Source organism: Streptomyces sp. NPDC028910, assembly GCF_055564955.1.
The window spans coordinates 90,559-117,365 of record NZ_JBVHVF010000021.1; the positions used below are offsets into that span (position 1 = coordinate 90,559).

27 protein-coding genes are annotated in these 26,807 nt (G+C 71.7%); 16 read left to right on the plus strand and 11 right to left on the minus strand.

Going from position 1 to position 26,807, the window contains the following annotated elements; genetic code table 11:
* Nucleotides 1-179: 179 nt before the first annotated feature.
* Nucleotides 180-1,097, plus strand: coding sequence for a factor-independent urate hydroxylase (pucL, locus tag ACZ4TV_RS24310; protein ID WP_468136919.1), 918 nt, complete (start codon nucleotides 180-182; stop codon nucleotides 1,095-1,097).
* 18 nt (nucleotides 1,098-1,115) lie between these two features.
* Here the strand turns inward: pucL and ACZ4TV_RS24315 are convergent, their stop codons facing one another.
* Nucleotides 1,116-1,565 (minus strand): histidine phosphatase family protein, encoded by a 450-nt coding sequence (locus ACZ4TV_RS24315; protein WP_468136920.1) that lies wholly within the window; start codon nucleotides 1,563-1,565, stop codon nucleotides 1,116-1,118.
* Nucleotides 1,566-1,784: 219 nt separating this feature from the next.
* On the opposite strand from ACZ4TV_RS24315, the gene ACZ4TV_RS24320 reads away from it, so the two are divergent.
* From ACZ4TV_RS24320 to ACZ4TV_RS24345, 6 genes are all read left to right on the plus strand, one after another.
* A complete protein-coding gene (locus ACZ4TV_RS24320) occupies nucleotides 1,785-2,018 on the plus strand; it encodes a CbtB domain-containing protein (RefSeq protein ID WP_468136922.1) in 234 nt (77 codons plus the stop codon).
* Between the two features lie 40 nt (nucleotides 2,019-2,058).
* A complete protein-coding gene (locus ACZ4TV_RS24325) occupies nucleotides 2,059-2,850 on the plus strand; it encodes a CbtA family protein (protein WP_468136924.1) in 792 nt (263 codons plus the stop codon).
* A gap of 21 nt (nucleotides 2,851-2,871) precedes the next feature.
* Nucleotides 2,872-3,114 (plus strand): hypothetical protein, encoded by a 243-nt coding sequence (locus tag ACZ4TV_RS24330; protein WP_468136926.1) that lies wholly within the window; start codon nucleotides 2,872-2,874, stop codon nucleotides 3,112-3,114.
* 254 nt (nucleotides 3,115-3,368) lie between these two features.
* Nucleotides 3,369-3,971, plus strand: a complete 603-nt coding sequence (locus ACZ4TV_RS24335) for a class F sortase (RefSeq protein ID WP_468136927.1) — start codon at nucleotides 3,369-3,371, stop codon at nucleotides 3,969-3,971.
* A gap of 144 nt (nucleotides 3,972-4,115) precedes the next feature.
* Nucleotides 4,116-4,478 carry a hypothetical protein gene (locus ACZ4TV_RS24340; protein WP_468136928.1) on the plus strand — a complete coding sequence of 121 codons (363 nt, stop codon included), beginning with the start codon at nucleotides 4,116-4,118 and terminating at the stop codon, nucleotides 4,476-4,478.
* 62 nt (nucleotides 4,479-4,540) lie between these two features.
* Nucleotides 4,541-4,711 carry a hypothetical protein gene (locus ACZ4TV_RS24345; protein WP_468136929.1) on the plus strand — a complete coding sequence of 57 codons (171 nt, stop codon included), beginning with the start codon at nucleotides 4,541-4,543 and terminating at the stop codon, nucleotides 4,709-4,711.
* Between the two features lie 115 nt (nucleotides 4,712-4,826).
* Here ACZ4TV_RS24345 and ACZ4TV_RS24350 read toward each other — a convergent pair whose 3' ends face one another.
* The 3 genes from ACZ4TV_RS24350 to ACZ4TV_RS24360 form a co-directional block, all read right to left on the minus strand.
* On the minus strand, nucleotides 4,827-5,237 hold the full coding sequence (locus ACZ4TV_RS24350; RefSeq protein WP_468136930.1) for a hypothetical protein: 411 nt from the start codon (nucleotides 5,235-5,237) through the stop codon (nucleotides 4,827-4,829).
* A 66-nt stretch (nucleotides 5,238-5,303) separates the two neighbouring features.
* A complete protein-coding gene (locus ACZ4TV_RS24355; protein WP_468136932.1) occupies nucleotides 5,304-5,702 on the minus strand; it encodes a RidA family protein in 399 nt (132 codons plus the stop codon).
* Nucleotides 5,703-5,782: 80 nt separating this feature from the next.
* On the minus strand, nucleotides 5,783-6,265 hold the full coding sequence (locus ACZ4TV_RS24360) for an RrF2 family transcriptional regulator (RefSeq protein ID WP_468136958.1): 483 nt from the start codon (nucleotides 6,263-6,265) through the stop codon (nucleotides 5,783-5,785).
* Nucleotides 6,266-6,392: 127 nt separating this feature from the next.
* On the opposite strand from ACZ4TV_RS24360, the gene ACZ4TV_RS24365 reads away from it, so the two are divergent.
* The 4 genes from ACZ4TV_RS24365 (at nucleotide 6,393) to ACZ4TV_RS24380 (ending at nucleotide 11,504) form a co-directional block, all read left to right on the plus strand.
* On the plus strand, nucleotides 6,393-7,220 hold the full coding sequence (locus tag ACZ4TV_RS24365) for a hypothetical protein (RefSeq protein WP_468136933.1): 828 nt from the start codon (nucleotides 6,393-6,395) through the stop codon (nucleotides 7,218-7,220).
* Between the two features lie 80 nt (nucleotides 7,221-7,300).
* Nucleotides 7,301-9,319 (plus strand): FUSC family protein, encoded by a 2,019-nt coding sequence (locus tag ACZ4TV_RS24370; protein WP_468136934.1) that lies wholly within the window; start codon nucleotides 7,301-7,303, stop codon nucleotides 9,317-9,319.
* Nucleotides 9,320-9,540: 221 nt separating this feature from the next.
* Nucleotides 9,541-10,257 (plus strand): hypothetical protein, encoded by a 717-nt coding sequence (locus ACZ4TV_RS24375; RefSeq protein WP_468136935.1) that lies wholly within the window; start codon nucleotides 9,541-9,543, stop codon nucleotides 10,255-10,257.
* The gene (locus ACZ4TV_RS24380; RefSeq protein ID WP_468136936.1) at nucleotides 10,245-11,504 is read left to right on the plus strand and encodes a sensor histidine kinase; all 1,260 of its coding nucleotides are present in this window, start codon (nucleotides 10,245-10,247) and stop codon (nucleotides 11,502-11,504) included. The genes ACZ4TV_RS24375 and ACZ4TV_RS24380 overlap by 13 nt, the downstream gene beginning before the upstream one ends.
* 68 nt (nucleotides 11,505-11,572) lie before the next feature.
* Here the strand turns inward: ACZ4TV_RS24380 and ACZ4TV_RS24385 are convergent, their stop codons facing one another.
* Entirely contained in the window at nucleotides 11,573-13,678 is a 2,106-nt protein-coding gene (locus ACZ4TV_RS24385; protein ID WP_468136937.1) for a PhoX family protein, read from the minus strand.
* A 411-nt stretch (nucleotides 13,679-14,089) separates the two neighbouring features.
* On the opposite strand from ACZ4TV_RS24385, the gene ACZ4TV_RS24390 reads away from it, so the two are divergent.
* Nucleotides 14,090-15,349, plus strand: coding sequence for a VWA domain-containing protein (locus ACZ4TV_RS24390; RefSeq protein WP_468136938.1), 1,260 nt, complete (start codon nucleotides 14,090-14,092; stop codon nucleotides 15,347-15,349).
* Nucleotides 15,350-15,415: 66 nt separating this feature from the next.
* Here the strand turns inward: ACZ4TV_RS24390 and aspS are convergent, their stop codons facing one another.
* A complete protein-coding gene (aspS, locus tag ACZ4TV_RS24395; RefSeq protein ID WP_468136940.1) occupies nucleotides 15,416-17,233 on the minus strand; it encodes an aspartate--tRNA ligase in 1,818 nt (605 codons plus the stop codon).
* A 216-nt stretch (nucleotides 17,234-17,449) separates the two neighbouring features.
* Here aspS and ACZ4TV_RS24400 point away from each other — a divergent pair, with 216 nt between their 5' ends.
* Nucleotides 17,450-19,726: a SpoIIE family protein phosphatase gene (locus ACZ4TV_RS24400; protein WP_468136959.1), complete on the plus strand. Its 2,277-nt coding sequence runs from the start codon at nucleotides 17,450-17,452 to the stop codon at nucleotides 19,724-19,726.
* 51 nt (nucleotides 19,727-19,777) lie between these two features.
* Nucleotides 19,778-20,842: an AI-2E family transporter gene (locus ACZ4TV_RS24405; RefSeq protein WP_468136942.1), complete on the plus strand. Its 1,065-nt coding sequence runs from the start codon at nucleotides 19,778-19,780 to the stop codon at nucleotides 20,840-20,842.
* A gap of 47 nt (nucleotides 20,843-20,889) precedes the next feature.
* On the opposite strand, the gene ACZ4TV_RS24410 is transcribed toward ACZ4TV_RS24405, so the two are convergent.
* The 5 genes from ACZ4TV_RS24410 to ACZ4TV_RS24430 all read right to left on the minus strand — a co-directional run bounded on the left by ACZ4TV_RS24410 (nucleotide 20,890) and on the right by ACZ4TV_RS24430 (nucleotide 24,096).
* The gene (locus ACZ4TV_RS24410) at nucleotides 20,890-21,885 is read right to left on the minus strand and encodes a pirin family protein (RefSeq protein ID WP_468136943.1); all 996 of its coding nucleotides are present in this window, start codon (nucleotides 21,883-21,885) and stop codon (nucleotides 20,890-20,892) included.
* Nucleotides 21,886-22,032: 147 nt separating this feature from the next.
* Nucleotides 22,033-22,425, minus strand: coding sequence for a nuclear transport factor 2 family protein (locus ACZ4TV_RS24415; RefSeq protein WP_468136944.1), 393 nt, complete (start codon nucleotides 22,423-22,425; stop codon nucleotides 22,033-22,035).
* A 128-nt stretch (nucleotides 22,426-22,553) separates the two neighbouring features.
* Nucleotides 22,554-23,012, minus strand: coding sequence for an SseB family protein (locus ACZ4TV_RS24420; protein WP_468136945.1), 459 nt, complete (start codon nucleotides 23,010-23,012; stop codon nucleotides 22,554-22,556).
* A gap of 48 nt (nucleotides 23,013-23,060) precedes the next feature.
* Entirely contained in the window at nucleotides 23,061-23,243 is a 183-nt protein-coding gene (locus ACZ4TV_RS24425) for a DUF397 domain-containing protein (RefSeq protein WP_468136946.1), read from the minus strand.
* Complete coding sequence (locus ACZ4TV_RS24430; RefSeq protein ID WP_468136947.1) at nucleotides 23,197-24,096, minus strand: helix-turn-helix domain-containing protein; 900 nt, start codon at nucleotides 24,094-24,096, stop codon at nucleotides 23,197-23,199. Before ACZ4TV_RS24430 ends, ACZ4TV_RS24425 begins: the two co-directional genes overlap by 47 nt.
* 117 nt (nucleotides 24,097-24,213) lie before the next feature.
* Here ACZ4TV_RS24430 and ACZ4TV_RS24435 point away from each other — a divergent pair, with 117 nt between their 5' ends.
* Together ACZ4TV_RS24435 and ACZ4TV_RS24440 are read left to right on the plus strand one after the other, a co-directional pair.
* Entirely contained in the window at nucleotides 24,214-24,420 is a 207-nt protein-coding gene (locus ACZ4TV_RS24435) for a hypothetical protein (protein WP_468136948.1), read from the plus strand.
* Nucleotides 24,421-24,890: 470 nt separating this feature from the next.
* Nucleotides 24,891-26,717, plus strand: coding sequence for an acyl-CoA dehydrogenase (locus ACZ4TV_RS24440; RefSeq protein WP_468136961.1), 1,827 nt, complete (start codon nucleotides 24,891-24,893; stop codon nucleotides 26,715-26,717).
* The last annotated feature ends 90 nt before the right edge of the window (nucleotides 26,718-26,807 follow it).

The following is a 26,807-nucleotide window of genomic DNA, read 5'->3' on the forward strand; positions in this document are numbered from 1 at the left end:
CGTGAACGTGCTGAAATCCGACAGAGCACCTACGGACCGGGATGCACGTCAGTCCCGGGGCGGTCCTGCGGGACCGAACGGCGGGGGGCGGGCCGACCGCAGCACCTGGACGGGCCACCGGACGCCGGGCGTACGGGATCCACGCATCCGGACTCCGTGTACCCGAAGGAAGACAGCGCATGAGCAAGCACGTCCTGGCCCAGAACCAGTACGGCAAGGCCGAGAACCGCATCGTGAAGGTCACCCGCAAGGGCAACGACGGTTCCTGGCACGAGATCCGCGACCTCAACGTCTCGGTCGCGCTCCGCGGTGAGTTCCGCGACGTCCACCTCACGGGCGACAACGCCAACTGCCTGCCGACCGACACCACCAAGAACACGGTGTACGCCTTCGGCAAGGAGCACGGCATCGACTCCCCCGAGGCCTTCGGCATCCTGCTCGCCAAGCACTTCGTCTCCTCGCAGCGGCCGATCCGCGAGGCCCAGATCCGCATCGAGGAGTACGTGTGGGACCGCATCCCGGTCCCGACGCGCAAGGAGCAGCACTCCTTCGTCCGCAAGGGCCAGGAGGTGCGCACCGCGCAGATCACCTACAGCGAGACGACGGGCCTCCAGGTCATCTCGGGTCTGAAGGACCTGACGGTGATGAACTCGACCAACTCCGAGTTCCACGGCTACATCAAGGACAAGTACACGACCCTCCAGGAGGCGTACGACCGCATCCTGGCGACCAAGGTCACCGCGCGCTGGGCGCACTCGGCGCTGGCCGCCGACGACGCCGGGTACGACTGGGACCAGTCGTACAAGAAGGTCCGCAAGAACATGCTGGAAGCCTTCGCGGAGACGTACTCGTACTCGCTGCAGCAGACCCTGAACCAGATGGCGGAGCGCGTCCTCGACAACTGCCCCCGGGTCAACGAGGTGCGCCTCAACCTCCCCAACAAGCACCACTTCCTCGTGGACCTGGAGCCCTTCGGCCTGAAGAACGACAACGAGGTCTACTTCGCGGCGGACCGGATGTACGGCCTGATCGAGGGCACCGTCCACCGCGACGGCGTGCAGCCGGTGATCGCGACGTCCGACTGGATCGTCGCGTAACACGCCGTCCGCCGTGGATCATTCCGGCCCGGACCGCGTCGCGGGGTCCGGGCCGGACTGCTGCCCTACGAGGAGATTCCAGCGCCCCGAGCGCCCAGTGAGGGTGGTCACCGACTCCGGCCGCACGTCGAGGCGCCAGAAGGCCGCCGCCGGAAGCTCCAAGGCGTGCACCACGGCCGCGCGTACGACGGCCTGTTCGACCTCGGCCCGGTGGGTGCCCTCGGGCAGGCCGGCCAGCTCCGCCCCGACGCGGGCGATCAGCGCGTCCACGGACTCCCCGCCCGGTGGCGCGTAGGCGGGGTCCGTCAGCCAGGCGTGCACGGCCGCCGGGTCCTCGGCCGCCACCTCGTCGAGGGTGCGCCCCGCCCACTCCCCCGCGTCCAGGCCGCGCAGTCCCTCGTGACCGGGGCACGGTCGCGCGTGACCGAAGCGCCCCTGACGGGCGGCTGCGTCCAGTGGGAGTCTCACGAGCCGGACTCGTACCAACGGGGTCTTCATAAGGGGAGCGTAAGCGCGGTACGGTCACGGACGACACCACTACATGACGACGGTACGACGGAAGCACCGGTGAGAATCCGGCACGGTCGCGCCACTGTGAATCCTCCCGGAGGGGGAGGCAAGTCAGACCCGCCACCGTCGTCGCGAGCACCACTGACCGGGACGCGTGTTCCCTCTGGAGGTTCTGCCATGGCTCACTCCGCCGTGCCCACGACGACCGCGACGACCGCGGCGACCGGACCCGTCATCGCCCCGATCTCGCTCTCCGCGCTGGCCCCTTGGGCGGCGTTCGCCGGCATCCTGATGCTGGTCCTGCTGTACTTCGTCGGCGCCGAGCAGGGCGCCACGGCGGTCTTCGAGGGCGAGACCATCCACGAGTGGCTGCACGACGGCCGCCACCTGCTCGGGTTCCCCTGCCACTGATCGCCCTGCCTGACGTCCGTCTCCGCAAGGGAACCGAACCATGGCCTCCATCCCTTCAGGCGGGGCCTCTCCCCGCACCCTGCTCCTCCGGGGCATGCTCGCCGGCCTGCTGGCCGGCGCGGCCGCCTTCCTCGTCGCGTACCTGCTCGGTGAGTCCAAGGTGGACGCGGCGATCGCCATCGAAGAGGCCGCCGCCGGGGGCGGCCACGACCACGCCGGGGGCGGCCACGACCACGGCGAGGAGGCCCCGGTCAGCCGGGCCCTCCAGGCCACGGCCGGCCTCGGCACCGGCGTCCTGCTCTACGGGGTCGCGCTCGGCGGCATCGCCTCGCTCGTCTACTGCTACGCCCTGGGGCGCATCGGCCGCTTCGGCCCGCGGGCCACGGCCGCGCTGGTCACCGCCGGCCTGTTCGTCACCGTGACCCTGGTGCCGTTCTTCAAGTACCCCGCCAATCCCCCCGCCGTCGGCGACCCCGGCACGGCCGCCCGGCGGACCGCCCTCTACCTCCTGATGATCGCCCTGAGCGGGCTGCTGGCGGCGGGCGCGCTGCTCCTCGGCCGCCGGCTCGCGCCGAGGCTCGGCAACGCGAACGCGTCGATCGCCGCCGGTGCGGCCTTCGTCCTGGTCATCGGGATCTCGTACGCCACCCTGCCCGCCATCAACGAGGTACCGGCGGACTTCCCGGCCGCGCTGATCTGGGAGTTCCGCCTCGCGTCCCTGGCCATCCAGACCGCACTGTGGACGACTTTCGGCCTGGCCTTCGGTTTTCTAGCCGAACGCGCCCTTGTGCCGATCGCCGCACCCAAGGAGGCTGTGCAGCCGACGAGTTGACGAAGAGGGGGCCGGTAGCAGATGCCGACGGCGATCAGGGAATGGCGGGGCTGGACGGGCGCGGCCCCGTTCTGGCTGAACTCGTTCCTGCTGCTCCTGGCCCCCTGCTGCGCGATCACGCTGTTCGGCCAGATCGGCGTCATCGCGGCCCTGGCCGCCCTGGGCGGCCTGGCCCGCCACCTCTGGTACGGCGACTACGGCCACCCGGCGATGCACCTCGCCGCCGCACTGATGGGGGCGGGCACCGCGGCCGTCGTCATGTGACCCTCCACCGCGTGGCCGCGGGCCGGGGCCCCGGAGCGCCCGGGGACCCGCTCGCATTCACCCGTTCGGGCGCACCCGACCCGCACCCGGCACCTGGCGGGCGACCCGCCGCGAACTGCGAAGACGACCGGATCGGGCCACGACACGCCAGTGTCGCCCTGTCAGTCCACCGTGTTTCACAGGGTGCCGCTGGGCAGAGGAGGTGTCCACTGCTCACATGACCCGGCCGTACGAGCCGGCCAGGAGGGAATGCCATGCCCCGCCCCAAGTGGGTCGTCGCCTCGCTGACGGTGGCTCTGCTGTCCACCGGCATCGTGGTGCTGAACCGGACCGAGGGTGCCGAACCCGCAGCCGCGACCACCGACGACGCACTTCCCTCGCGGGCACTGGGGCTCTCCGGCCACCGCCGTCTCGTGCGGGAGCTGGAGCAGTCCGAACACACCCCGGGCAAGGGGGCCCGGTCGCAGAGAACCGCCGCCGGACCGCTGCGGGAGGTCACGCAACCGCTGCGGGCCGCGCGTCCGCTGCGGTTGCGCATCCCGAGCCTGGGCGTCGACGCACCGCTGACCGGCGACCCCGAGGAGGCCTCGGTCTCCTGGGACACCGACGGGCCCGCACCGGGTGCGGCCGGGACCGCCGTGATCACCGGAGCCGGGCTGCGCCTCGGCGAGCTGCGGCGGGGCCTGACCATCGAGATCCCCCGCGCGGACAGCCGTACGGCCGTGTTCACCGTCGTACGGATCTCACCCGGCGAGGCCTCCGGCCACGAGGGCCCGGCCGGCCGGGCCCAACTGCTGCTGCTCGGCGGTGAGACCGCCGTGCTGGCCCTGCTGACCGGGCAGCGCCACACCGGCTGATCCGGCCCCCCCACCGCCCCCGACACGCGGCCCGGCTCGCCCCGCGGCCGCCTGTCAGCCGTGGGGGGTGTCTTCGTCCCCCGGTCGGGGGACTTCTTGGGGCCCGTCCGGGAACCGTCCGGCAGTGCGGGGCACACCCCTCGCATGAGCGGGAGGAAACGCGCGCATTCGCCACTGACCAAGGTCCTGACCGTGGCCTGTGTCGTGCTGCTGTGCGTCTTCGGCGCCGGTCCGGCTGGCGCCGCGGCCGCCGAGCCCCGTACCGCCTCCAGCGCGCCCGCCGAGCCCACGGAGCCCATCGAGGGCCAGTCCGATCCGGCCGCCGACCCCGAAGCACGGGCGGCCGTACGGACGCTCACGCGCAGCGGGCTGCCGGGCGTACGGCGGACGCCGCTCGCCGTGTTTCACGTGAAACATGCGGATGCCCCGCCGGGCGGGACCGCCGCGGAGACGGCCGACCCGGCCCTGTCCCTGCGGACGGTGCGGAGTGTGGTCCTGCGCTGCTGAGCGGGTCGAGTCCACCGCGCAGACCCCACCCCCACACCCCCTGAACACCGTGAGGTTCCGCCATGCCCATCGACCCGTACACCGCACTGAACGCCATGCTCCGCGCCGAAGTCACCCGTTTCACCCCGCCGGTCCGTCAGGCCGAGCCGGCCCCCCCGCCGAAGACCCCGACGGAGGCCGTGGAGCCCGAGAGCGAACCGCAGCAGACCGCCGCGGCGGACCCGGCCGCGTAGGAGCTTCCCGCAGACATGACGGAGCGCCGGTTCCCCTACCCCCGGCAACGGAGCGTGGTGGTGTGAGGCTTCGACCACGGGCAGGGGAACCGGCGCCGGAGTACGGCTGCCCGCCTCAGTCCTCGCGCGTGTAGTAGCGGTAGAACGCCACCCCGCCGACGCCCAGTCCGACGAAGAGGCCGATGACGGTGGCGCGGAGCACGGACGCGTGGGTGAGGCTGTGCAGGTAGCCCGCGGCGACGCCCGCGAAGACGCCGTACGCGGTGGCGTGGAGTTCGCGCTTGAGGCGGGGGCCGATCCGTGCCAGACCGAACATGATCGCGGCGAAGAGCACGCCGCACAGGATCCCGTAGAAGACGTTGCCGGCGTCCACGGGGCCCATCTGGCGCTGGAGGAAGGCGGCCCAGACGCCGAAGACGAGTCCGAGGAGCAGGGGCCCCGCATAGGCGCTCTTGCTCAGGTGGGCCGTGTCCGCCGACTGCCAGGGGGCGTGCCGCCTGGGGGCGGGGGGTGCCGCATGTGCCATGACGGGCTCCTCTCTTCCATCATCCAGGGCACACCCGCCACCCCTGAGCGGCAAGTGGATCAATGCTCAGGGCGTGCGCACGGCCACGGCGTCGATCTCGAAGAGCATGCCGGGCAGGGCGAGCGCGGCGACCCCGATCAGGGTCTGGGCGGGCAGTTCCGTGCCCCAGGTGGTGTGCAGGTGCTTGAGGAGGATGTCGAGCTTCCGCTGGTCATGGCCGACGACGTAGGTGCCGATGCGGACGACGTCGGCGGGGCCGAGGCCGACGGCCGCGAGGGCGGTGCGGAGGTTGGCGAAGGCCCTCTCGACCTGGTCGGCGAAGTCCTCGGAGACGACGTGGCCGCTCTCGTCGGAGCCGTACTGGCCGGCTATGAAGACCTGCTCGCCGGGGGCGGAGACGATGTGGCTGTAGCCGTAGGCGGTCGGGGTGTGGAGTCCTGCCGGGTTGATGATGCTGCGCGTCATGCCGAGCTCCCTGTTTCCGTGTCCGTTTCCGTACGTGCGGTGCGGTGCCGTGTGGGGCGGTGCCGTGTGGGGCGGTGGGGCTACTGCGCGGCGAGCCAGGCGCGCAGGCGCTCCGGGGCCCCGGGGGCCTGCCGTTCGGCCTGCTGCCGGATCTCGTCGAGGTTCTGGGCGGCCAGCTCCCTGCGCCAGGCCAGTTCGGCCCGGGTCATGGCGCGCGCGATGGCGCACTCGGCGCCGTCGGCGGCCTCGGCTGCCGGGTCGCCCGCGCCGGGACCCTGCTGCCGGATCTCCGCGCACCGGAAGGCCTCCCCCGGCCCCTCGACGGCGGCGACCACGTCCATGAGCGAGATGGCGGCGAGCGGGCGGGCCAGCCGGAAGCCGCCCCGGGGGCCGGGAGTGGAGGTGACGATGCCCGCGCGGGCCAGCGCCTGGAGCTGCTTGTTGAGGTAGGCGGCGGGCAGGTCGTGCCAGGCGGCGAGCCGCGCCGCCGACACGGCCCGGTCCGGGCCGCTCCAGGCCAGATTGACGCAGCTGTGCAGGGCCCACTCGACGCCCTCGCTCATCTTCATATCCTGGATATTAGATATCCAGGATCGGGGAGGCAAGGGGGTGCCACGCCATCGGACGGCCCACCACCCACCCGCAGCAACACCGCTCGCGCCCGGGCGCGGGCCCCCTTTCCCTGGTGACGTGCGCACCATCCTGTCGGCGGTACTCATCGTGCTCGTGGCCCTCCTGGTGCCCGCGAGCGCCGTCGCGTACTGGGCCGACCGCGAGCTGGGCGACGCCGACCGCTACACCGCCATCATGTCGCCCCTCGCCGAGAACCCGGACGTGCGGGGAGTCGTCGTCACCCAGGCCACCCGCGCCCTCGCCGGACAGATCGACGCCGGCCCCTTCCAGAGCGGGGTGGACGCGCTGCTCGGCGAAGCCCTGAACTCCTTCGCCCACACCCCCGCCTACCGGACCGCCTGGGACGCGGCCAACCGGGCTGCCCACGCCGCCTTCCTCGACGCGCTCACCACCGGCCACGGCGACGCCGTCACCATCGACATCGCTCCCGTCATCGCCCAGGTCAAGGGCGAACTCGTCGCCGACGACGTGCCCTTCGCCGACCACATCCCGGTGACCCACCTCTCCGTGAAGGTCATGGAGTACGACAACCTCGGCGCTCTCCGAACGGGGTTCCGCATGCTCCAGATGGCCGGCGTCTGGCTTCCCGTGCTAACCCTCGTCCTGGCCGTGGCGGCCATCGCCGTCGCCGTCCACCGGCGACGCGCCGTGATGGCCACCGGACTGGGGCTCGCGGCCGGCGCCGGACTGCTGTGGCTCGCCGTGGAGGTGTGCCGCCGCCTCACCCTGGACGATCTGCCCGCCGACATCGACCGGCCCGCCGCCGGAGCGGTGTACGACGCCCTCACCGCGTTCCTGCGCACCACCGCCTCGGTGGTGCTGGTGATCGGGCTCGCCGCCGCGCTGGCCGCATGGGTGATGGGCCGACTACGCCGCACCCCATAAGCTCGGAAGGTACCAACACGCGCAGAACGGCGCAGAAGAGCCCAGAAGAACCGATTCGCGAGCGACGGCACGGAAGCGGGATGAGCACCGAACGCACCGAACACATATCGTCGCGGCGAGCCCGGCACCTTCCGCTGGCTCCGCCCCCCTGGCTGCTCGGCGGGCTGAAGCCGAGCACCGCTCCGATCCCCCGGGCCGCCGTGGTGCGCGCGGCGGTCGCGCTGGCCGCCCCGCTCGCCGTCGGTTTCGCCCTGGACGAGCCCGAGTACGGCGCCCTCGCCTCCATGGGCGCCCTCTCCGGAGTCATCGGCGACACCGCCGACGCCTACCGGATGCGGGTCCTGAACATCGCCGTCCCGCAACTCCTCGGCGCCGTCGGCGTGGCGCTCGGAACCCTGGTCTTCGGGCACGGATGGCTGGCCGTCGGCGTGCTCACCCTCATCGCCCTGGTCTCCGGGATGATCTCCTCCATCGGCACGGTGGCCTCCGTGTCCGGACTGCTGCTCCTGCTCAACGCCGTGGTCGGCGCCGGGCTCCCGATGCCGCAGCCCTGGTGGGCGGCCCCGCTGCTGCTGAGCACGGGCGGACTGTTCGTGCTCGCGCTGACCCTGCTGGGCTGGCCGCTGCGCGGACGCCGGCCCGAGCGGGCGGCGGTCGCCGCCACCTACCGGTCCCTGGCCGACGCCCTGGAGGCCGCCGGTGGACCCGGCTCCCTCTACGACGAGCGCCGCCGCCAGGTCACCCAGGACCTGAACCAGGCCTACGACCTGGTGCTGGGCCGCCGGGCCAGGGTGCACGGGCGCAGCCCCTCGCTGGTGCGGATGCTGGCCCAGCTCAATGTGGTGATTCCGCTGGTGGAGTCCGCGCCCGCCGCGCACCTGCGCGGCCGGCCGCTGCCGCCCGAGATCCCGGCGGCCGTACGGGAACTGGCCGTCGCCGTCGAGGAGGGCCGCACCGGAACCCCCGTACTGGACCTGCCCGCCGCGCACACCCCTTCCGAACGGGCCGTGGACGGGGCCCTGCGCCACGCGGCGAGGGTCGTGTACCTCGCCGAACCGGAGTCCCCCCTAGGGCCCGGCGGCCCGGAGGGGACCCCGAACGTGGAGGACCGCCTCGGCCGGCCCGCCGCGCTGCGGGTGCGGGCCCGGCGGGCGGTGCACGACATGGCGCTGTCCGCGGCCTCCTGGCGGTACGGGCTGCGGCTCGCCCTGTGCATCGGGCTCGCGCAGTCGCTCGTCTCGGTGGTCGAGGTCGAGCGGTCCTACTGGGTCGCGCTGACCGTCACCTTCGTCCTCAAGCCCGACTTCGGCTCGGTGTTCTCCCGGGCCGTGCTGCGCGCGCTGGGCACCGCGGGCGGGCTGGTCATCGCGGCCGCCGTGCTCGCCGAGGTGCCGCGCGGCTGGTGGACCGTGCCCGTGATGATGGTGCTCGCCGCGCTGATCCCCGCCTTCTCCGTCAAGGGGTACGCCTTCCAGACCGCCGCGATCACCCCGGTGATCCTGCTGCTCTCGGACGTGCTCAACCACCAGGGCTTCGACCTGATCCGCCCGCGGCTGCTGGACAGCCTGATCGGCTGCGCCATCACCCTCGTCGCCGGTTACCTGCTGTGGCCCGAGAGCTGGCACACCCGGATCGGGGACCGGCTCGCCGACGCCGTGGACGACGCCGCCCGTTACGTGGAACGGTCCTTCGCCCCGCTCCCGGACGAGGCCGCGCGCGCCGCGGCACGGACCGCCCGCCTCCAGGCCCGGCGGCGCATCTACCGGGACCTGTCGGGCGTGCGCTGCGAGTTCCAGCGGGCGCTGACCGAGCCGCCTCCGACGGGGGCCCGGGCCGCCGCCTGGTGGCCGCTGGTGGTCGCCGTCGAGCGGATCGTGGACGCGACCACCGCCGCGCGGGTCCGGGTCGACCACGGCGCGGTGCCGCCTGCGGCGGGCGAGGTGGAGCGGATCGCGCGGCAACTGCGCGAGCTGGCCGAGCGGGTGCGCACCAGCACGACCCCGGTACGGGTCGACGCCGAGCCGGAGGGCGAGGAGTCGAGCGTCCTGGCCCCGGTCCACCAGGAACTGGCAGCAGCCCGCGCCATCGCCCAGCCCTAGTAGGCGTAGATGCTTCATGGTTCGAGGCCGGCAAATTCAGCCTCGCCGGCGCTTGAGGCGCGCGGTCCGGGGCCGAGCAAATCCAGCCTCGCCGGCGTTTGAGGCGCGGGGTCCGGGGCGGAGCCCCGGTGCGGCCGTCAGGCCGGTGCTCGGAGCGGGGCCGGTCCCTCGGATGGGCCTGTGTCCGGGCCGGGAGCCGCCCGGCGGGGGAGCATCGGAACATGCACCGCGCCCCGGCCCCGGCCGTAATGGCCCTCGCCGCCCTCCTCGCGGCCACCGCGGGTTGCGCCGACGTGGAGGGCCTGAAGAGCGAGGGCGACCTCGGCACGGTGCACGCCCCGAAGAGCCTGTGGAAGGACATCCGCCCCGCCCCGCCCGACCCGGACCAGAGGCCGGGCACCGCCACCGTGATCCCGGGTCTGCCCAAGGTGCCCGACCTGAACATGCGCGGCGTGAACGCGCTGGACGTCGTGCGGGCCGACATCACCTCCGCCACCGCCGGGGACGGCGGGACCGGACAGCTCGTGGACCCGCGGGCGATCCAGCGGCTCGCGCTCTGTACACAGGCTGTGGACGGCGGCGCCGACTGCCCGGTTCGTCCAGCGGTCCTGCACGACCTGACGGGCAACGGCCGGGAGGAGCTGATCACCGCCCTGGACATCGACGGCCGGCTCAGCGAGCTGCGCGTCTACACCGTCCGGGACGACGGGAGCATCGCCCGGATCCTGTCCCGGCGCGGCGTGCTGGAGGGCGTGGAGGTGGCCGCCGAGCACCTGGCGGTCCGCGAGCCGACGTCGAACCCCCAGTACGTCGCCATCTCCGACTACGTGTGGGACGAGAAGGCCGGGATCATGAACCTGACCCAGCTCACCCTCGACGAGTGCCCCGGCCTCACCGAGCTCCCGCCGGGCGGGGACGGCTCACGATGCGCGCGTTGAGCAGCCTGCGCTGGAAGATCGCCCTGACCACCATCGGGGTGTGCTGCATGGTCGCCGCCGTGCTGGGGATCCTGGTGCACAACGTCGTCGCCCGGCAGATCGTCGGGGAGGTCCGCAAGGAGGCGGCCGGGGAGCTGGACCACGCCCTCGGCCACTACGAGTACGGCACCGCGCACGGCGATGTGAACGCCGCCCTGGACCCGCCCGGCCTGCCCGGACGACTGCGCGGGCTCGTCGCGCGCGGGGAGACCGGCAGCATGGTCGGCGAGCAGAAGGGCGAGCCCGTCATGTGGGCGGCCGGACCCGCCGACGGCAAGGCCCTCGCGGTCTGGCTGCCGTACCGCAGCACCCGCGACCGGCTGCGGGACATCGACACCGCGATCCTCGCCTCCTCCGCGCTCGCGGCCGGAGTGGTGGCGCTGGCCGGGCTGTTCCTCGCCAACCGGATCAGCCGGCGGCTCGCGACCACGGCCGCCGTCGCGCGCCGGATCAGCGCCGGGGACCTGGACGCCCGGGTGGGGTTCCCGGCCGACGGGGGCGAGCCGGGGCCCAGCGGCTTCCGGGACGAGGTACGGGACGTGGCGCAGGCGCTGGACTCGATGGCCGGGTCGCTCCAGGACCGGCTGGAGGCCGAGAAGCGCTTCACCGCGGACGTCGCGCACGAGCTGCGCACCCCGCTCACCGGCTCGCTGGCCGCGGCGGCGCTGCTGCCCGAGGGCCGCCCCAAGGAGATGATCAACGACCGGCTCAAGGCCATGCACCTGCTGACCGAGGACCTGCTGGAGATCTCCCGGCTGGACTCGGGCGTCGAACGGGCCGACCTCGCCCGGGTGGAACTCGGCCGGGCGGTGGAGCGGGCCGTCGCGGGGACCGGACTGGCCGCCTCGGTACGGGTGGTCCGGGACGCGGTGGTGCTCACCGACCGCCGACGCCTGGACCGGATCCTGACCAACCTGCTGGTCAACGCCCACCATCACGGCCGGCCGCCGGTCGAGGTGACCGTCGAGGGCCCGGTGGTGGTGGTCCGCGACCACGGACCCGGCTACCCGCCCGAGCTGATCGAGCACGGCCCGCAGCGGTTCCGCACCGGAGACCCGGGGCGCGGGCGCGGCCACGGGCTGGGCCTGACGATCGTGGTGGGGCAGGCGGCGGTCCTGGACATCGCGCTGAGCTTCGCCAACGCGCCGGATGGGGGCGCGCTGACGACGCTCCGGCTTCCCGTCGGGCGGCTGCCGGACGGAGGTTGACCGGCCGGGGGGATGTTTCACGTGAAACATCCCGTGGGCCGGTCAACCGGGCGTGCTCATCGGGCGGATCAGACGCCGATGTTCTTGCCGTCCTTGCGCCAGACGGAGACGACGGCCGGGCGGACGATCTTGCCGGGGCCGTCGGGCCACACCGACTGCGGCTTCTCCACGGACGCGCCGTCGATCTCGCCCGGGTGCTGGACCGCCACCAGGACGCGCTTGTCCTGGACGATCGGGCCGCAGGTCTCGGCGCCGCGCGGGACGGTCAGGAACTGCTTCAGCTCGCCGCGGCGCTCACCGGCCGTCGCGACACCGAACAGGCCGTCGTGCGAGCCGAGCTGGTTGCCGTCCGTGGAGATCCACAGGTTGCCGTGCGGGTCGAAGGTGACGTTGTCCGGGCAGGAGATGGGGCTGACCTTGTCCTTCGGGAAGCCCGCGAAGTAGGTCGCCGGGTCGTTCGGGTCACCGGCGACCAGGAAGAGCCGCCAGGCGAAGCCGTCGCCGGCCGGGTCGTCGAAGTTCTCGGCGAGCTCCAGGATCTGGCCGTGCTTGTTGCCGTTGCGCGGGTTGGCCTCGTCGGCGGGGGCCTTGCCGGCGGCGCCGCGGTCCTTGTTGTTGGTCAGCGCCACGTAGACGCGGCCGGTGCGCGGGGAGGGCTCGACGTCCTCGGGGCGGTCCATCTTGGTGGCGCCCACCTTGTCGGCGGCCTGCCGCGTGAAGACGTACACCTCCTCGGCGGTCATGCCGGGGACGTGCGAGACGTTGCCCGTGGCCAGCTTGATCCACACGCCGGAGCCGTCGAACTGCTCGTCGGCGGGGAGCTTGCCCGTGCCGTCGACCTGCTCGGCCGGGGAGTCACCGGTGAGCTTGGCGACGTAGAGGGTGCCCTCGTCGAGCAGCGTGAGGTTGTGCTCCTTCGCCGCGCGCGAGCTGCCCTTCTTCATCTGCTTCGACGAGACGAACTTGTAGAAGTAGTCGAAGCGCTCGTCGTCGCCCATGTAGATGACCGGGCGGCCGTCCTGGGTCAGACGGGGCTGCGCGGCCTCGTGCTTGAAGCGGCCGAGCGCGGTGTGCTTGCGCGGGACGGAGTTCACGTCGTACGGGTCCAGCTCGACGACCCAGCCGTGGCGGTGCGACTCGTTGGGCTCCTGGGCCACGTCGAAGCGCTTGTCGAACCGCTCCCACTTGCGCTCGGAAGCGGCGCCGGTGACGCCGTAGCGCTTCAGGCGCGCGGCCTGGACGGGCTCGGTGACGCTGCCGCCGTTGGCGAAGTACTGGTTGAAGTTCTCCTCGCCGGACAGGATCGTGCCCCACGGGGTGGTGCCGCCGGCGCAGTTGTTGAGGGTGCCGAGCACCTTCGTGCCGGTGGGGTCGGCGGAGGTCTTCAGCAGGGCGCTGCCCGCCGCGGGGCCGGTCAGCCTGAACTCGCTGGTGGCGGTCAGGCGGCGGTTGAGCTGGTGGCGGCTGACGGCGGTCAGCTTGCCGCTGCGGTGGTCCTCCTGGACGACGACCACGGACAGGCCGTGCGCGGCCCAGGCGATCTCGACCTGCTCGCGGGTCGGGTTGGCCGGGTCGTACCCCTTGAACATGAGGACCTCGTCCGTGTACTCGTGGTTGGCCACGAGCAGCTGCTGGCGCTCGTAGTCGCCGCCGAGCGGGAGCAGGCTCAGGAAGTCGTTGTTGTAGCCGAACTGACCGGCCTGTGCGGCGGCGGTCTGCCGGTCGGGGTCGAAGCCCGGGGCACCCTTGATGATCGGGTCGCCCCAGCGGATGACCACGTTCTGTTCGTGGCCCTCGGGGACGGTGACCTTGTCGTCGGTGTTCGGCGCGACGGCCTTGAAGCGCAGGCCCCGAGCGGCCTCGCCACGGGAGCCGGAGCCGGAACCGGAACCGGAGCCGGCCGCCCCGGCCTCGCCGGCGGTCGCGGCGTTGGCGGTCTGACCCGGGCCGCTGAGGGCGACGGCAGTACCGGCGGCGGTGGCGACCGTCACGACGGCGGCGGAACGCAGCATCGAGCGGCGGGAGTACGCGCGGGCTATGACATCACCGACGTACTCGTTGTCGCTTGTGTTCGGCACCTCGTGGAAGCAGGCGTCGCCACAGCGGTAACGACAGGTGAGAGCGGAACGGCCGCTCCCATGCGGGTTGCCGATGAACGGCAGGAGCTTGCGCACGAGTGTCCTCCGAGTAGCTGCGTGGGCGCCGACAACCTGTCGGAACAATCCAGCCGCGACGCTAGGCCCGGGTTACGCCGAAGCGGCGGCGGAGGGATGAACGGTCGATGAACCGAGCGCGTCGGAGAGGCAGTTCGAGGGCGGTGTGCGGGCGTTCGGGAACCGGACACCACGAAAGGCGCCCCTGCCGAAGATCCAGCCGGGCGGCCGATAACCTTACGTGTCCACTCTGGGCAGGGATCATCCGCGCAGCACGGACAAATGACGCACGCACACATGCGAAAGGCCTGGCCCATGGGTATTCGGAGCTTGTTGCGCAAGGTGTTCGGACGGTCTGAGGAACCCGTTCCCGACACTACGGACGCCCCTTCGGCCGCTGTCCCCAACCAGACGGAACGCACGCCCCTGGACGTGGCGGCCGAACTGGTGGCGGCGTCCTTCGACAACCCCACGGTTCCACCGCAGTCCGCTCCGCGGGACCGCGAACCCGGCACGGTCCTCACGGCCCCCGTCACCCCGGTGACGGACCCCACGGTCCCGGAGGCCCGCCGGTCCCCTGCCGCGTCGCCTGCGGCGAAGCCCGGCGGGAAAAACCCCTCGCCCGCGCCGGCCGAGGCCACCCCGCCTGCGGCGGTGCCGGACACCGCACCCGAGCCGGAGGCCGTCGCTGCGGAGGCCGCCGAGCCGGTTGCCACCGAGGCCACGACCACTGCGCCCGAGGCGGAGCCGCTGGCCGCCGAGGCCACCGCGCCGGTGGCGCACGCCACCACGGCTGCGCCGCAGCCCGAGGCCGATGCGCCGCAGGCGCAGGACGAGCCCCTGGCCGACGTGGCCGCGCCCGAGCCGGAGCAGCCCGAGGCTGACGCGCCCCAGGCGGCGGAGACGCCGGCCGCCGAGACCACCACGCCGGAGGCGGAGCAGCCCGAGGCGGAGCAGCCCGAGGCCGATGCGCCGCAGGCGCAGGACGAGCCGCTGGCCGCCGAGGGCGACGGGACCGCGACGGAGGCGGGAGGGCCGGCGCAGGGGGTGGCGGTGGTGCGGCGGCGGGCGCCCGAGGTGCTCGCCGCGTACAAGGCCGCCGGCCAGGTGCTGCGCGGCAAGGGGAAGGCCGGGGCGCGGGCCAAGGTGTATCTCGTCCTGGACCGGTCCGGGTCGATGCGCGGGTTCTACAAGGACGGCAGCGCCCAGTACCTCGCCGACCACGCCCTCGCCCTCTCCGCGCACCTCGACGACGAGGCGACCGTGCACACCGTGTTCTTCTCCACGGACGTGGACGGCACCTCCGAGCTCACCCTCGACGGCCACGACGCGGCCTGGGTCGAGGCCCGCCACGCCGAGCTCGGCCGGATGGGCCGGACCAGCTACCACGTGGCTGTCGAGGCCGTCCTGGAGCGCTACCAGAAGGACGGCGGCGAGGGCCCGGCCCTGGTCGTCTTCCAGACCGACGGCGCCCCCGACAACCGCCAGCCCGCCCGGCAGGCGCTGACCGAGGCCGCCACCACCGCTCCGGGCATCCACTGGCAGTTCGTCGCCTTCGGCGACCACGACGCCAAGGCCTTCGACTTCCTGCGCAAGCTGGACGCCGAAAACGCCGGCTTCTTCCACGCCGGCCCCGCCCCCCGCGAGCTGTCCTCCGCCGCCCTGATCAAGGGCATCCTGGACCGCTTCTAGTACGTGCACGACCGAAGGGCCCGGGATCAGCCGATCCCGGGCCCTTCGTCACAGCGCTTCCCGCGATTACCGCGCGGCGTCCGGGTGGACGGCCTCGGTGATCGGCCTGGCCTCCGCCGGCTTCGTCTCCACCGGCCCCCGCAGCGCGATGTTCAGCTCGCGCAGACGGGACTCCTCCAGCACCGTCGGCGCGCCCATCATCAGGTCCTGCGCGTTGCCGTTCAGCGGGAAGGCGATCGTCTCGCGGATGTTCGGCTCGTCGGCCAGCAGCATCACGATGCGGTCCACGCCCGGGGCGATGCCACCGTGCGGCGGGGCGCCGAGGCGGAAGGCCTTCAGCATGCCCTTGAACTCGCGCTCGACCGTCTCGGCCTCGTAACCGGCGATCTCGAAGGCCTTCAGCATGACCTCGGGCTCGTGGTTGCGGATGGCGCCGGAGGACAGCTCGATGCCGTTGCAGACGATGTCGTACTGCCACGCCAGGATGTCGAGCGGGTCCTTCTCCTCCAGGTCCTTCATGCCGCCCTGCGGCATGGAGAAGGGGTTGTGGGAGAAGTCGATCTTGCCGGTCTCCTCGTCCTTCTCGTACATCGGGAAGTCGACGATCCAGCAGAAGCGGAAGACGTTCTCCTCGAACTGGCCGGCGCGCTTGGCGGCCTCGACCCGGACCGGGCCCATGATCTTGGAGACCTCGTCGAAGTCACCCGCGCCGAAGAACACCGCGTGGCCGGGGACCAGGCCCAGGCGCTCGGTGAGGACCTTGACGTTCTCCTCGGTGAGGAACTTCGCGATCGGGCCGCTCAGGGCACCGTCCTCGCCCACCCGCACCCAGGCCAGGCCCTTGGCGCCCAGCGAGATCGCGTACTCGCCGAGGCCGTCGAAGAACTTGCGCGGCTGGCCGGCGGTGTCCGGGACGGCCAGGGCGCGCACGTGCTTGCCGGCGAAGGCCTTGAACTCCGAGCCCTCGAACACGTCGGTGATGTCGACGAGCTCCAGCTTGGCGCGCAGGTCGGGCTTGTCGTTGCCGTACTTCATCATCGACTCGCGGAACGGGATCCGCGGGAACGGCGAGGTGACCTCGCGGCCCTGGCCGAACTCGGTGAAGAGCTCGGTCATCAGGCGCTCGATCGGCTGGAAGACGTCCTCCTGCTCGACGAAGGACATCTCCACGTCGAGCTGGTAGAACTCGCCCGGCGAGCGGTCGGCGCGGGCGTCCTCGTCGCGGAAGCAGGGCGCGATCTGGAAGTACCGGTCGAAGCCGGAGATCATCAGCAGCTGCTTGAACTGCTGCGGGGCCTGCGGCAGGGCGTAGAACTTGCCCGGGTTCAGGCGGGACGGCACCACGAAGTCACGGGCGCCCTCGGGGGAGGTCGCGGTGAGGATCGGGGTCGCCATCTCGTTGAAGCCGAGGGCCACCATCTTGGAGCGGATCGAGGCGATGACGGCCGACCGCAGCATGATGTTGCGGTGCATGCGCTCGCGGCGCAGGTCGAGGAAGCGGTACTCCAGACGCCGCTCCTCGTTCACACCGTCGTCCGTGTTGATCGTGAAGGGCAGCGGGCCGGCCGCGCCGAGCACCTCGACCTCGGAGACCTCGATCTCGATCTCGCCGGTGGGCAGCTCGGGGTTGACGTTGTCCGCGCCGCGGGAGACGACCTTGCCGTCGACGCGGACGACGGTCTCCTTGGTGACGCTGCTGAGCGCCTCGTTCGCGGCGGTGCCGGGCCGGGCGACGAGCTGCGTGATGCCGTAGTGGTCCCGCAGATCGATGAAGAGGATGCCGCCCAGGTCTCGACGGTTGTGCAGCCAGCCGCTCAGCCGGACGTCGGCGTTGACGTCAGAAGCGCGGAGCTCGCCGCAGGTGTGGGACCTGTACCGATGCATCAGTCATCCAGTTCTACGCGATACCAGGGTGGATTCAACCCTCACAAGGTTACCGTCCGGAAGCGTGGCAGGTCGGGCACTCCCGCCAGCCTGCGCAAACGCGCCCGGGAGCCCGCGCGGAACGCGCCCGGGAGGCGCCCCGAAGCCGGCGGAGAACGCGCCCGGCAGCACCCGGCGAACAGGCACGTCGGTGGGATGAGCTGTAAAGATGACCGGGTGCGCACCGAGGACGTGCTGGCCGCCATCGCGACGGGCCTGTGGCGATGGGACAACGCCTCCGGGACGGTCACCCTCGACAGCGAGGCCGCCCGGCTCCTCGGGCTGCCCGCCGAGCCCGTGGTGCTGCCCGAGGTGTCCGTACGGTCCCGCTTCCACCCGGTGGACTGGAACGAGATCAACGGGATCGTGAACATGGCCGTCGCCGAGGGCACCCTCGCCGAGGCCCGGCTCCGGATCATGGACGTGGACGGGCGCGTCCTGCGGACCGTACGCAGCCGCTCCAAACCCCTGGAGAACCGGGCGGCCGACGGGACCCTGGACTACGAGCTGATCGGCACCATCCAGGAGATCGCCGAGCCGCAGCCCGGCACCACGGCCGCGCACACCCCGATCACCGGCGACTGGCGGCGCTCCCGCGAGGCCTTCCTGCTGGACGCGGGGCGGGCGCTGGCGGAGGCGCGGTCCACGGCGGAGGTGCTCCGGGTCGCCGCCTCGCTGTCCATGCCGGGCTTCAACCCGGACGGGCTGGCCGTCTTCGGCGTGGCCGGGGACCGGCTGTCGATCATCGGGCACCACGGGCACGATCCGGGGGACGAGGGCCCCTTCGCGGACATGCCGCTGGAGACGGACTACCCGGCCGCCGAGGTCGTGCGCACCGGCCGGGCGATCTACCTGCCCACCCCCGAGGACTACAAACGGCGCTTTCCGGCCACCTGGCCGCTCGCCCAGCGCTTCGGCCGGGTGTCCTGGGCCTTCCTGCCGCTGATCGTGGCCGGGCGGACGATGGGCGCCTGGATGGCCGCCTTCAAGCAACCGGCGTCCTTCTCCCCCGACGAGCGGTCCGTCCTGACGACCGTGGCCCGGATGCTGGCCCAGGCGCTCCAGCGCGCCGGGGTGGCCGAATCCGAGCGGGAACTCACCACCGGCCTGCAACGGTCGATGATGCCGCAGCTGGGCCCGGAGATCCCCGGCATGCGGATCGCGGCGCGCTACGTCCCGACCGGCGGCGGGCTCCAGGTGGGCGGCGACTGGTACGACATGATCCCGCTGCCCTCGGGCAGGTTCGCGCTGGTCATCGGCGATGTGCAGGGACACGACGTCCGGGCGGCCGGGCTGATGGGCCAGCTGCGGATCGCGGTACGGGCGTACGCGTCCGAGGGGCACCGCCCGGACGCGGTGCTCTCCCGCGCCTCCCGCTTCCTGGCCGGGCTGTGCTCCTCGCAGGAGTCCGGCGGCCCGGACCGGGGCCCTGACGGAGGCCCGGACGGGGCCCTTGACGTGCCTCCGGGCGCAGACCCGGGCGAGGACCCGGACTTCCAGAGCCCGCGGTTCGCGACCTGCCTGTACGTGGAGTGCGACCCGAAGACCGGAATGCTGGAGGTGGCCCGCGCCGGCCACCCCGATCCCGCGATCCGGATGACGGACGGCACCGTCCTGATGCGCCCCACCGCGGGCGGGCTCCCCCTCGGGATCGTCCCCGACACCGACTACCCCACCACCCGGTTCACCCTGGAACCGGGCGAGACGATGATGCTCTGCACCGACGGGCTCATCGAGACCGGCGGGCACGACCTGGACACCGGCTGGGCGCGGCTGCGCGCGGTCCTGGAGTCCGACACGCACGCGCCCGGGAGCCCCGGGGCGGGCCGGGCCGCCGAGGAGGGACGGCTCGCGCCGTTCGAGCCCCCGCACCTCGAACGCCTCGCCGACCTGCTGGTCCAGGCCGTGCACGGGCCGTCCTCGCACCACACCACCGGCCCGCTGGCCGACCGCCGCGAGGACGACATAGCGGTGCTGCTCCTGTGCCGCGAGGGCGAGGGCTGCGGCTGCGGCACCCCGCTGACGCACCCCGCCCGCCCGGCGCGCCGCACGGTCCTGACCGTGGCCCAGGCGGAACCGGAACGGATCGCGGGCGCGCGGCGGCAGGTGCGGGAGCTGCTGCACGACTGGGCCGACGCCGATCAGGTGGACTCGGCGGTGCTGATGGTCTCCGAGATGGTGACGAACGTACTGACGCACACCGACGGCGACGCCCTCCTGGCGGCGGAGGCGGTGGGCGAGCTCGGCGCGCGCCGGCTGCGCGTCGAGGTCGCGGACGCGAGCGACGAGCTCCCGCACAAGCGCCACCCGGGCGAGATGTCCTCCAGCGGCCGCGGCGTGCTGCTGATGGAGATGCTGGCCGATACCTGGGGCGTGGACCCGCGGGGCGAGGGCAAGTCGATCTGGTTCGAGCTGCACGAGCAGTCGAAGGCGGACCCCGACCCGGTGCTCTGAGCGCCGGGCGGGGCGGGCGGGCCGTCATGGTGATCGTGATTGGATACGGACGTGCCCCCTCCACTCCTGCCGGAGCCCGTACGGCGGCTCGCCGCCTGGTGCGCCGTCGCCCTGCTCGTGACCGCCGTCCTAGCCGTCGCCGTGTGGCTGTGCGTCGTCTTCCAGACGGCGGTCACGCCCGTCCTGCTGGCCGTTCTCGGTACGGCCCTGCTCGGGCCGATGCACCGGCGTCTGGTCCGCATGAAGGTGAACCGCTCGCTCGCCGCGGCCCTCACCTGCCTCGCGGTGGTCGCCGTCGTCGGCGGGGCGGCGTACGTCGTCGGCCTCGCGCTCATCGAGACCGGCGATCAGATCGTCGACGCGCTGCGGCGGGCCGGCGCGACCCTCACCGAGCACCTCGGGGCGGTGGGCACCTCGCTGGAGGACATCACCGCGAACTCCAAGGACCTGCTCACCAAGTTCGGCAGTACGGCCGCGTCGGGCGTGGTCGCCGGGCTCAGCGTGGTGGGTTCGGTGATCGCGATGGCCCTGCTCGCGCTGGTCCTGATCTTCTTCTTCCTCCGCGACTCCGACCGGGCCGTGGGGACGCTGCGCTCGCTGGTCCCGAGCCGCTCCGGCGACCTGATGGAGGCCATGGGGAGGCGCGCCTTCGAGGCCGTCGAGGGCTTCATGCGCGGGACCACCTTCGTGGCCCTGGTCGACGGCGTGCTGATCGGCGTGGGCCTGCTGATCCTCGACGTGCCGGGCGCGCTGGGGCTGGCCGCCCTGGTCTTCGTGACCGCCTACATCCCCTACCTCGGCGCGTTCCTCTCGGGCGCCGTGGCGGTGCTCGTGGCCTTCGCCGACCGTGGCTGGGCCATCGGGCTGTGGGCGCTGGGCCTGGTGCTGCTGGTCCAGATGATCGAGGGGTACGTGCTCCAGCCCGTGGTGCAGAGCCGCACGGTGCAGATGCATCCGGCCGTGGTGATGCTGGCCATCACCGCCGGGGCGAGCGTCGCCGGGATCCTGGGGATGCTGCTGGCGGTACCGCTGACCGCGGCCGTCTTCGGGGTGATCTCGGAGCTGCGGGCCCGGTACGCCGCCGAAGCGGCGCCCGGACCCGTGGGTCCTGTCTAGTGCTGTGACCGGGTTACGCGGTTACGCGGTTACGCGCTCCCGTACGGTCAGTCGGCGTCGGGCTCGCCGGTGCCCCGGTGACCGAGCCCGGTCCGGGCGGTGGTCGGGATGGTGCCCAGCCGGCCCGCCTGGAAGTCGTCGAAGGCCTGCTGGAGCTCGTGCTGGCTGTTCATGACGAACGGCCCGTAGTGCGCCATCGGCTCCCGGATCGGACGGCCGCCGAGGAGCACGACCTCCAGGTCGGGCGCGTTGGAGTCCTGCGACTCGTCCGCCCGCACCGTGAGCGAGCCGCCCTCGCCGAAGACGGCCGTCTGCCCGGTCCGGACGGGCCGGCGGTCCTCGCCGACCGACCCGCGGCCGGCCATGACGTACGCCAGGGCGTTGAAGTCCTCGCGCCACGGCAGGGTGATCTGCGCACCCGGCGTGACGGTCGCGTGGATCATCGTGATCGGGGTGTGGGTGATGCCCGGCCCCTGGTGGCCGTCGAGCTCACCGGCGATCACGCGCAGCAGGGAGCCGCCGTCCGGGGTGGTCAGCAGCTGGACCTGGCCGCCGCCGATGTCCTGGTAGCGCGGGGGCATCATCTTGTCGGAGGCCGGGAGGTTCACCCACAGCTGGAGGCCGTGGAAGAGCCCGCCGCTGACGACGAGGGCCTCCGGCGGGGCCTCGATGTGCAGGAGGCCCGAACCGGCGGTCATCCACTGGGTGTCACCGCCGTTGATGACTCCGCCGCCGCCGTTGCTGTCCTGGTGGACGAAGGTTCCGTCGATCAGATACGTGACGGTCTCGAAGCCGCGGTGCGGGTGCCAGGGGGTGCCCTTGGGCTCGCCCGGCGCGTACTCCACCTCGCCCATCTGGTCCATCATGATGAACGGGTCGAGGTACTGGTAGTTGATCCCGGCGAACGCGCGGCGCACCGGGAATCCCTCGCCCTCGAACCCACCGGGAGCGGAGACGACGGCCAGCACCTTGCGCGCGACGGCCGCCTGCGGCTCGGCCACTCGCGGGAGGGTCAACGGGTTCTCAACAGTCACTGCGGGCATGATCAGGACCTCCTTCTGCTTCGAGTTTAGTTGAAACTCGAACTTTCTGCCACACCCGCCAGAACAGCGGAGCCCCGGAGGAAATTTCCTCCGGGGCTCCGGGTGGTCCTGCCTGCGGTTTCCTACCAGGCCGTTGTCCGGTCGCCGCTACGACCAGAACTCGTCGTACGCCTTCTGGTCGGACCACAGCCCCCAGGCTTCGGTGATCCGGCCGTCCTGGATGTGGAAGATGATCGTCTCGTCCATGTCGAGCTCTTTGCCCTCGCGTGAGGCCGTGACGTGGAGCAGGGCGACCGTGTGCCGGTCGTTGGCGAGCACATCGTGAAGACGGGGGCGATAGGTGCCGCCGGTCAGCTCGAATTCCCGTTGGAACAGGGCGAACGAGGCCTCGCGGCCCTGGTAGTCGCCCGCCAGCGGGCCGTGGCCGCCGAGATGCCACACCACATCCGGGTGGAACACCTCCGCCAGCGCCTCCATGTCGCCGGCCGAAAACGCCTCCAGAGCCCGGTGGAATACCCCGATGTTCGGGTGCTCGGCCATCGCAGCCTCCTTTGATCCCTACGAACGTAGGGAGGATCCGGCCGGAGGGACTCAGGCACACCGGCTTCACCGGCCCCGCCACCTGATCGGACGCCCGGCCCTCCGAGCCGTCCGCGCAGCTGTGACGTCTAGCCGTACATGCGGCGCATGGCGAAGTCGACCATCTGCTCGACCGCCTTCGCGTCGAAGACCATCCGGTGGTCGCCCTCCATGTCGAGGACGAAGCCGTAGCCGGTCGGCAGCAGGTCGATCACCTCGGCGCCGGTGATCACGAAGTACTTGGACTCCTTGCCGGCGTACCGGCGCAGCTCCTTGAGCGTGGTGAACATGGGGATGACCGGCTGCTGCGTGTTGTGCAGCGCCAGGAATCCGGGGGTTTCGCCGCGCGGGCAGTAGACCTTCGACCCGGCGAAGATCTGCTGGAAGTCCTCGGCGGCGAGCTGCCCGGTGGTGAAGGCCCGTACCGCGTCCGCGAGGGAGGGCGGGGACGGCTCGGGGTACAGCGGCTGCTGAGGCTGCTGCGCGTAGCCCTGCGGGGGCTGCGCGTACTGCTGCTGGGCGCCCGGGTTCTGGTCGTAGCCGTACATGGGCCGAAGCCTACCGAGGCCTCGGCCGGCCGGGCGCGCGGTTACCGGTCAGCTTGCCTTGACGGCGGCGACGAAGGGGGCCCAGGCCGCCGCCGACAGCACGAGGACGGGCCCGTCCTCGACCTTGGAGTCCCGGACGGGCACGATCCCGGTCAGGCCGTCCGCGACCTCAACGCAGAGGCCCTCAGTGGCCGTGCTGTAGCTGCTCCTCCGCCAGGCGAGTGCGCTCACGTCGACGTGCATGGGTGCCATTGCCGTAGTCCTCCGCTGCCGCCTCGATCATTTTCAGAGACGCCTCCGGCGGCAGGGCGGCCGCCCGGAGGCGGTTGTACGCCTGCTGGTACTGCCTAACGATGCCCGGATCGTCGATGATCTGGCCGCTGTACATGCCCTCCGTGTACATGACCGGCGAGGCGTCGCTGAAGCTCATGAGGAACGTCGACCCCATCATGAACGGGTGCGCCCCGGCGTTACACGGAAGGATCTGTGGAATGTAACGACGGCGACGCGCAACAGCCGCCACGTGGGCCAACTGCTCCGCCATGAGCTGGTCTCCGACGATGGACTGCCGAAGAATCGACTCGTGGAAGACGACCCACGACGCCGGCCCCTCAGGCTCTTCGAAGACCCAGGCGCGCGCACGCCGCGCGGCGACCTTCCGCTGGACCTCCGCCTCATCGTCCGTGGGGCTGAAAGCATGGATGATCTCCCGGATGTAGGGCTCCAGTTGCAGGGGACCGGGGATGAGCATGGGAGACCATTCCTCAAGGTCTCGGGCTTGCGCCTCCATTTCCACAGCGTCCGCGAAGTACGGCGCGTACAGGCTGGTGCGGGCCTTGCGGACGTCCTCGCAGCGCCGTGCGAAGAACCCATCGGTTTCCAGCACCTGGTCAATGTGCCGCGCCAGGTCCAGCGGCATCCGCCGATGGCCGCGCTCGATCTCGCTCAGGTAGCTGACCCCGTAGAAGCTGCCCTCCACTGTCTGCTGAAGCGTGCGCCCCGCCGCCTCCCGCTTCCAGCGCAGCTCCTTGCCGTAGAAGGCAGGGACGCTTGCCGAACCGTCAATCTCCTTGCGTGCGGCCACTATCGCCCGCCCTTCCACACCTCGTGCCGTGGAACAGAAACCCTTCCCACGCTACGCCGACCCGCGCCAGCCTGTGAGCAGTTCGTCACAGTCAGTCCACGCAAGAAAGGCGCCCCTATGAGCGATCACGCCCACGACCGCGAGGCCATCGACGCCCTCAACCACCTCCGCGCAGCCCTCGCAGCGCAAGGAATCACCCTCCCCTCCCTCGACCTCCACCTCCCCTCCTACGCCAGTAGCCACCGCACCCCGCCCCTCATCGCCCTCGGCAACTGCAACGTCGCCACCGCGCGGCTCCTCACGGCCGCCCTGGCCGAGCGGTGAACGCCCTCACCATCCACCTGCTCGCCGCCGCCAAGGCCGCACCCCTCCTCCGTCACGCCGTGCGCGAGCACCTCGGCTCCGACAGATCACCCGACGCCGAGCTGTGCGTCAGCGAGCTGCTGAGCAACGTGATCACCCACCTCGGCGAAGGCAGCCCGTCACCCTGCGGATCACCGGAAGGGCAACTCGTACGCGGGTCGAGCTCACCGATCCCGATCCGCGCGCGTGGCCGGAGCTGCGGCAGGCCACCGACGCAGACGAGTCCGGGCGCGGGCTCGCCCTGCTCGACGCCGTGGCCCTGCGCTGGGGAGTCGACCAAGGCCCCGGACCAAGACCGTCTGGTGCGAGCTTTGACCCTGGTCACAGTCGGCTCGGAAGGGTTGCTGTTATTACCGGCGGGTAGCATCATTACGTTACCGATTGGTATGTACGAGGAACCTGTCTCCCCGAGCCTTAACGGAGCCGTCGCCATGGGGCACTACAAGTCGAATCTCCGCGACATCGAGTTCAACCTCTTCGAGGTGCTCGGCCGCGACAAGCAGTACGGCACCGGTCCGTTCGAGGAGATGGACACCGAGACCGCCAAGAGCGTCCTGTCCGAGATCGCCCGCCTCGCCGAGAACGAGCTGGCCGAGTCCTTCGCGGACGCCGACCGCAACCCGCCGGTCTTCGACCCGGCCACCAACACCGCGCCGGTCCCGGCCTCCTTCAAGAAGAGCTACGAAGCCTTCATGGACTCGGAGTACTGGCGCCTGGGCCTGCCCGAGGAGATCGGCGGCACCACCTCGCCCCGCTCCCTCATCTGGGCCTACGCGGAGCTGCTGCTCGGCTCGAACCCGGCCGTCTGGATGTACTCCTCCGGCCCGGCGTTCGCCGGCGTCCTCTTCGAAGAGGGCAACGAGGCGCAGAAGAAGATCGCCCAGATCGCCGTCGAGAAGCGCTGGGGCTCCACCATGGTCCTCACCGAGCCGGACGCCGGCTCGGACGTCGGCGCCGGCCGCACCAAGGCCGTCCAGCAGGCCGACGGCTCCTGGCACATCGAGGGCGTGAAGCGCTTCATCACCTCCGGTGAGCACGACATGGAGGAGAACATCCTCCACTACGTCCTCGCGCGCCCCGAGGGCCACGGCCCCGGCACCAAGGGCCTGTCCCTCTTCCTCGTCCCGAAGTTCCACTTCGACTGGGAGACCGGCGAGCTGGGCGAGCGCAACGGCGTCTACGCCACGAACGTCGAGCACAAGATGGGCCTCAAGGCCTCCAACACGTGCGAGATGACCTTCGGCGACCAGCACCCCGCCAAGGGCTGGCTGATCGGTGACAAGCACGACGGCATCCGCCAGATGTTCATGATCATCGAGTTCGCCCGGATGATGGTCGGCACGAAGGCCATCGCCACCCTCTCCACCGGCTACCTGAACGCGCTGGAGTACGCCAAGGAGCGCGTGCAGGGCCCGGACCTCGCGAACTTCATGGACAAGACCGCGCCCAAGGTCACCATCACGCACCACCCCGACGTGCGCCGCTCGCTCATGACGCAGAAGGCCTACGCCGAGGGCATGCGCGCCCTCGTCCTCTACACGGCCTCCGTGCAGGACGAGATCCAGGTCAAGCAGGCCGCGGGCGAGGACGCCTCCTCCCTCGTCGGCCTCAACGACCTGCTCCTGCCGATCGTGAAGGGCTACGGCTCGGAGAAGTCGTACGAGCAGCTCGCGCAGTCCCTGCAGACCTTCGGCGGCTCCGGGTACCTCCAGGAGTACCCGATCGAGCAGTACATCCGCGACGCCAAGATCGACACCCTCTACGAGGGCACGACGGCCATCCAGGGTCAGGACTTCTTCTTCCGGAAGATCGTCCGCGACCAGGGCGCCTCGCTGAACGTGCTCTCCGAGACGATCAAGAAGTTCCTGGCCGAGGCCGTCGGCGGCGAGGAGCTGGCCGGTGCCCGCGACGCGCTCGCCAGGGCCGCCGTGGACCTGGAAGCCATCGTCGGCCAGATGATCGTCGACCTCACCGCCACCGGCGAGGACGTCAAGAACATCTACAAGGTCGGCCAGAACACCACCCGCCTGCTGATGGCGTCCGGTGACGTGGTCGTCGGATACCTGCTGCTCAAGGGCGCCGCCGTGGCCGCCGAGAAGCTGGCGGGCGCCTCCCCGAAGGACGTCCCCTTCTACACCGGCAAGATCGCCGCCGCGAAGTTCTTCGCGGCCGAGGTCCTCCCGGGCGTCTCGGTCCAGCGCCAGCTGGCCGAGGCCGTCGACAACTCCCTCATGGAGCTCGACGAGGCCGCCTTCTAGGCCGCGCCGCCGCATCCGTACATCCAGCGGCCGGGTCCTCCGCACGGGGGCCCGGCCGCTGGTGTACCAGCGGTTTTCTTCCGTTGTCGG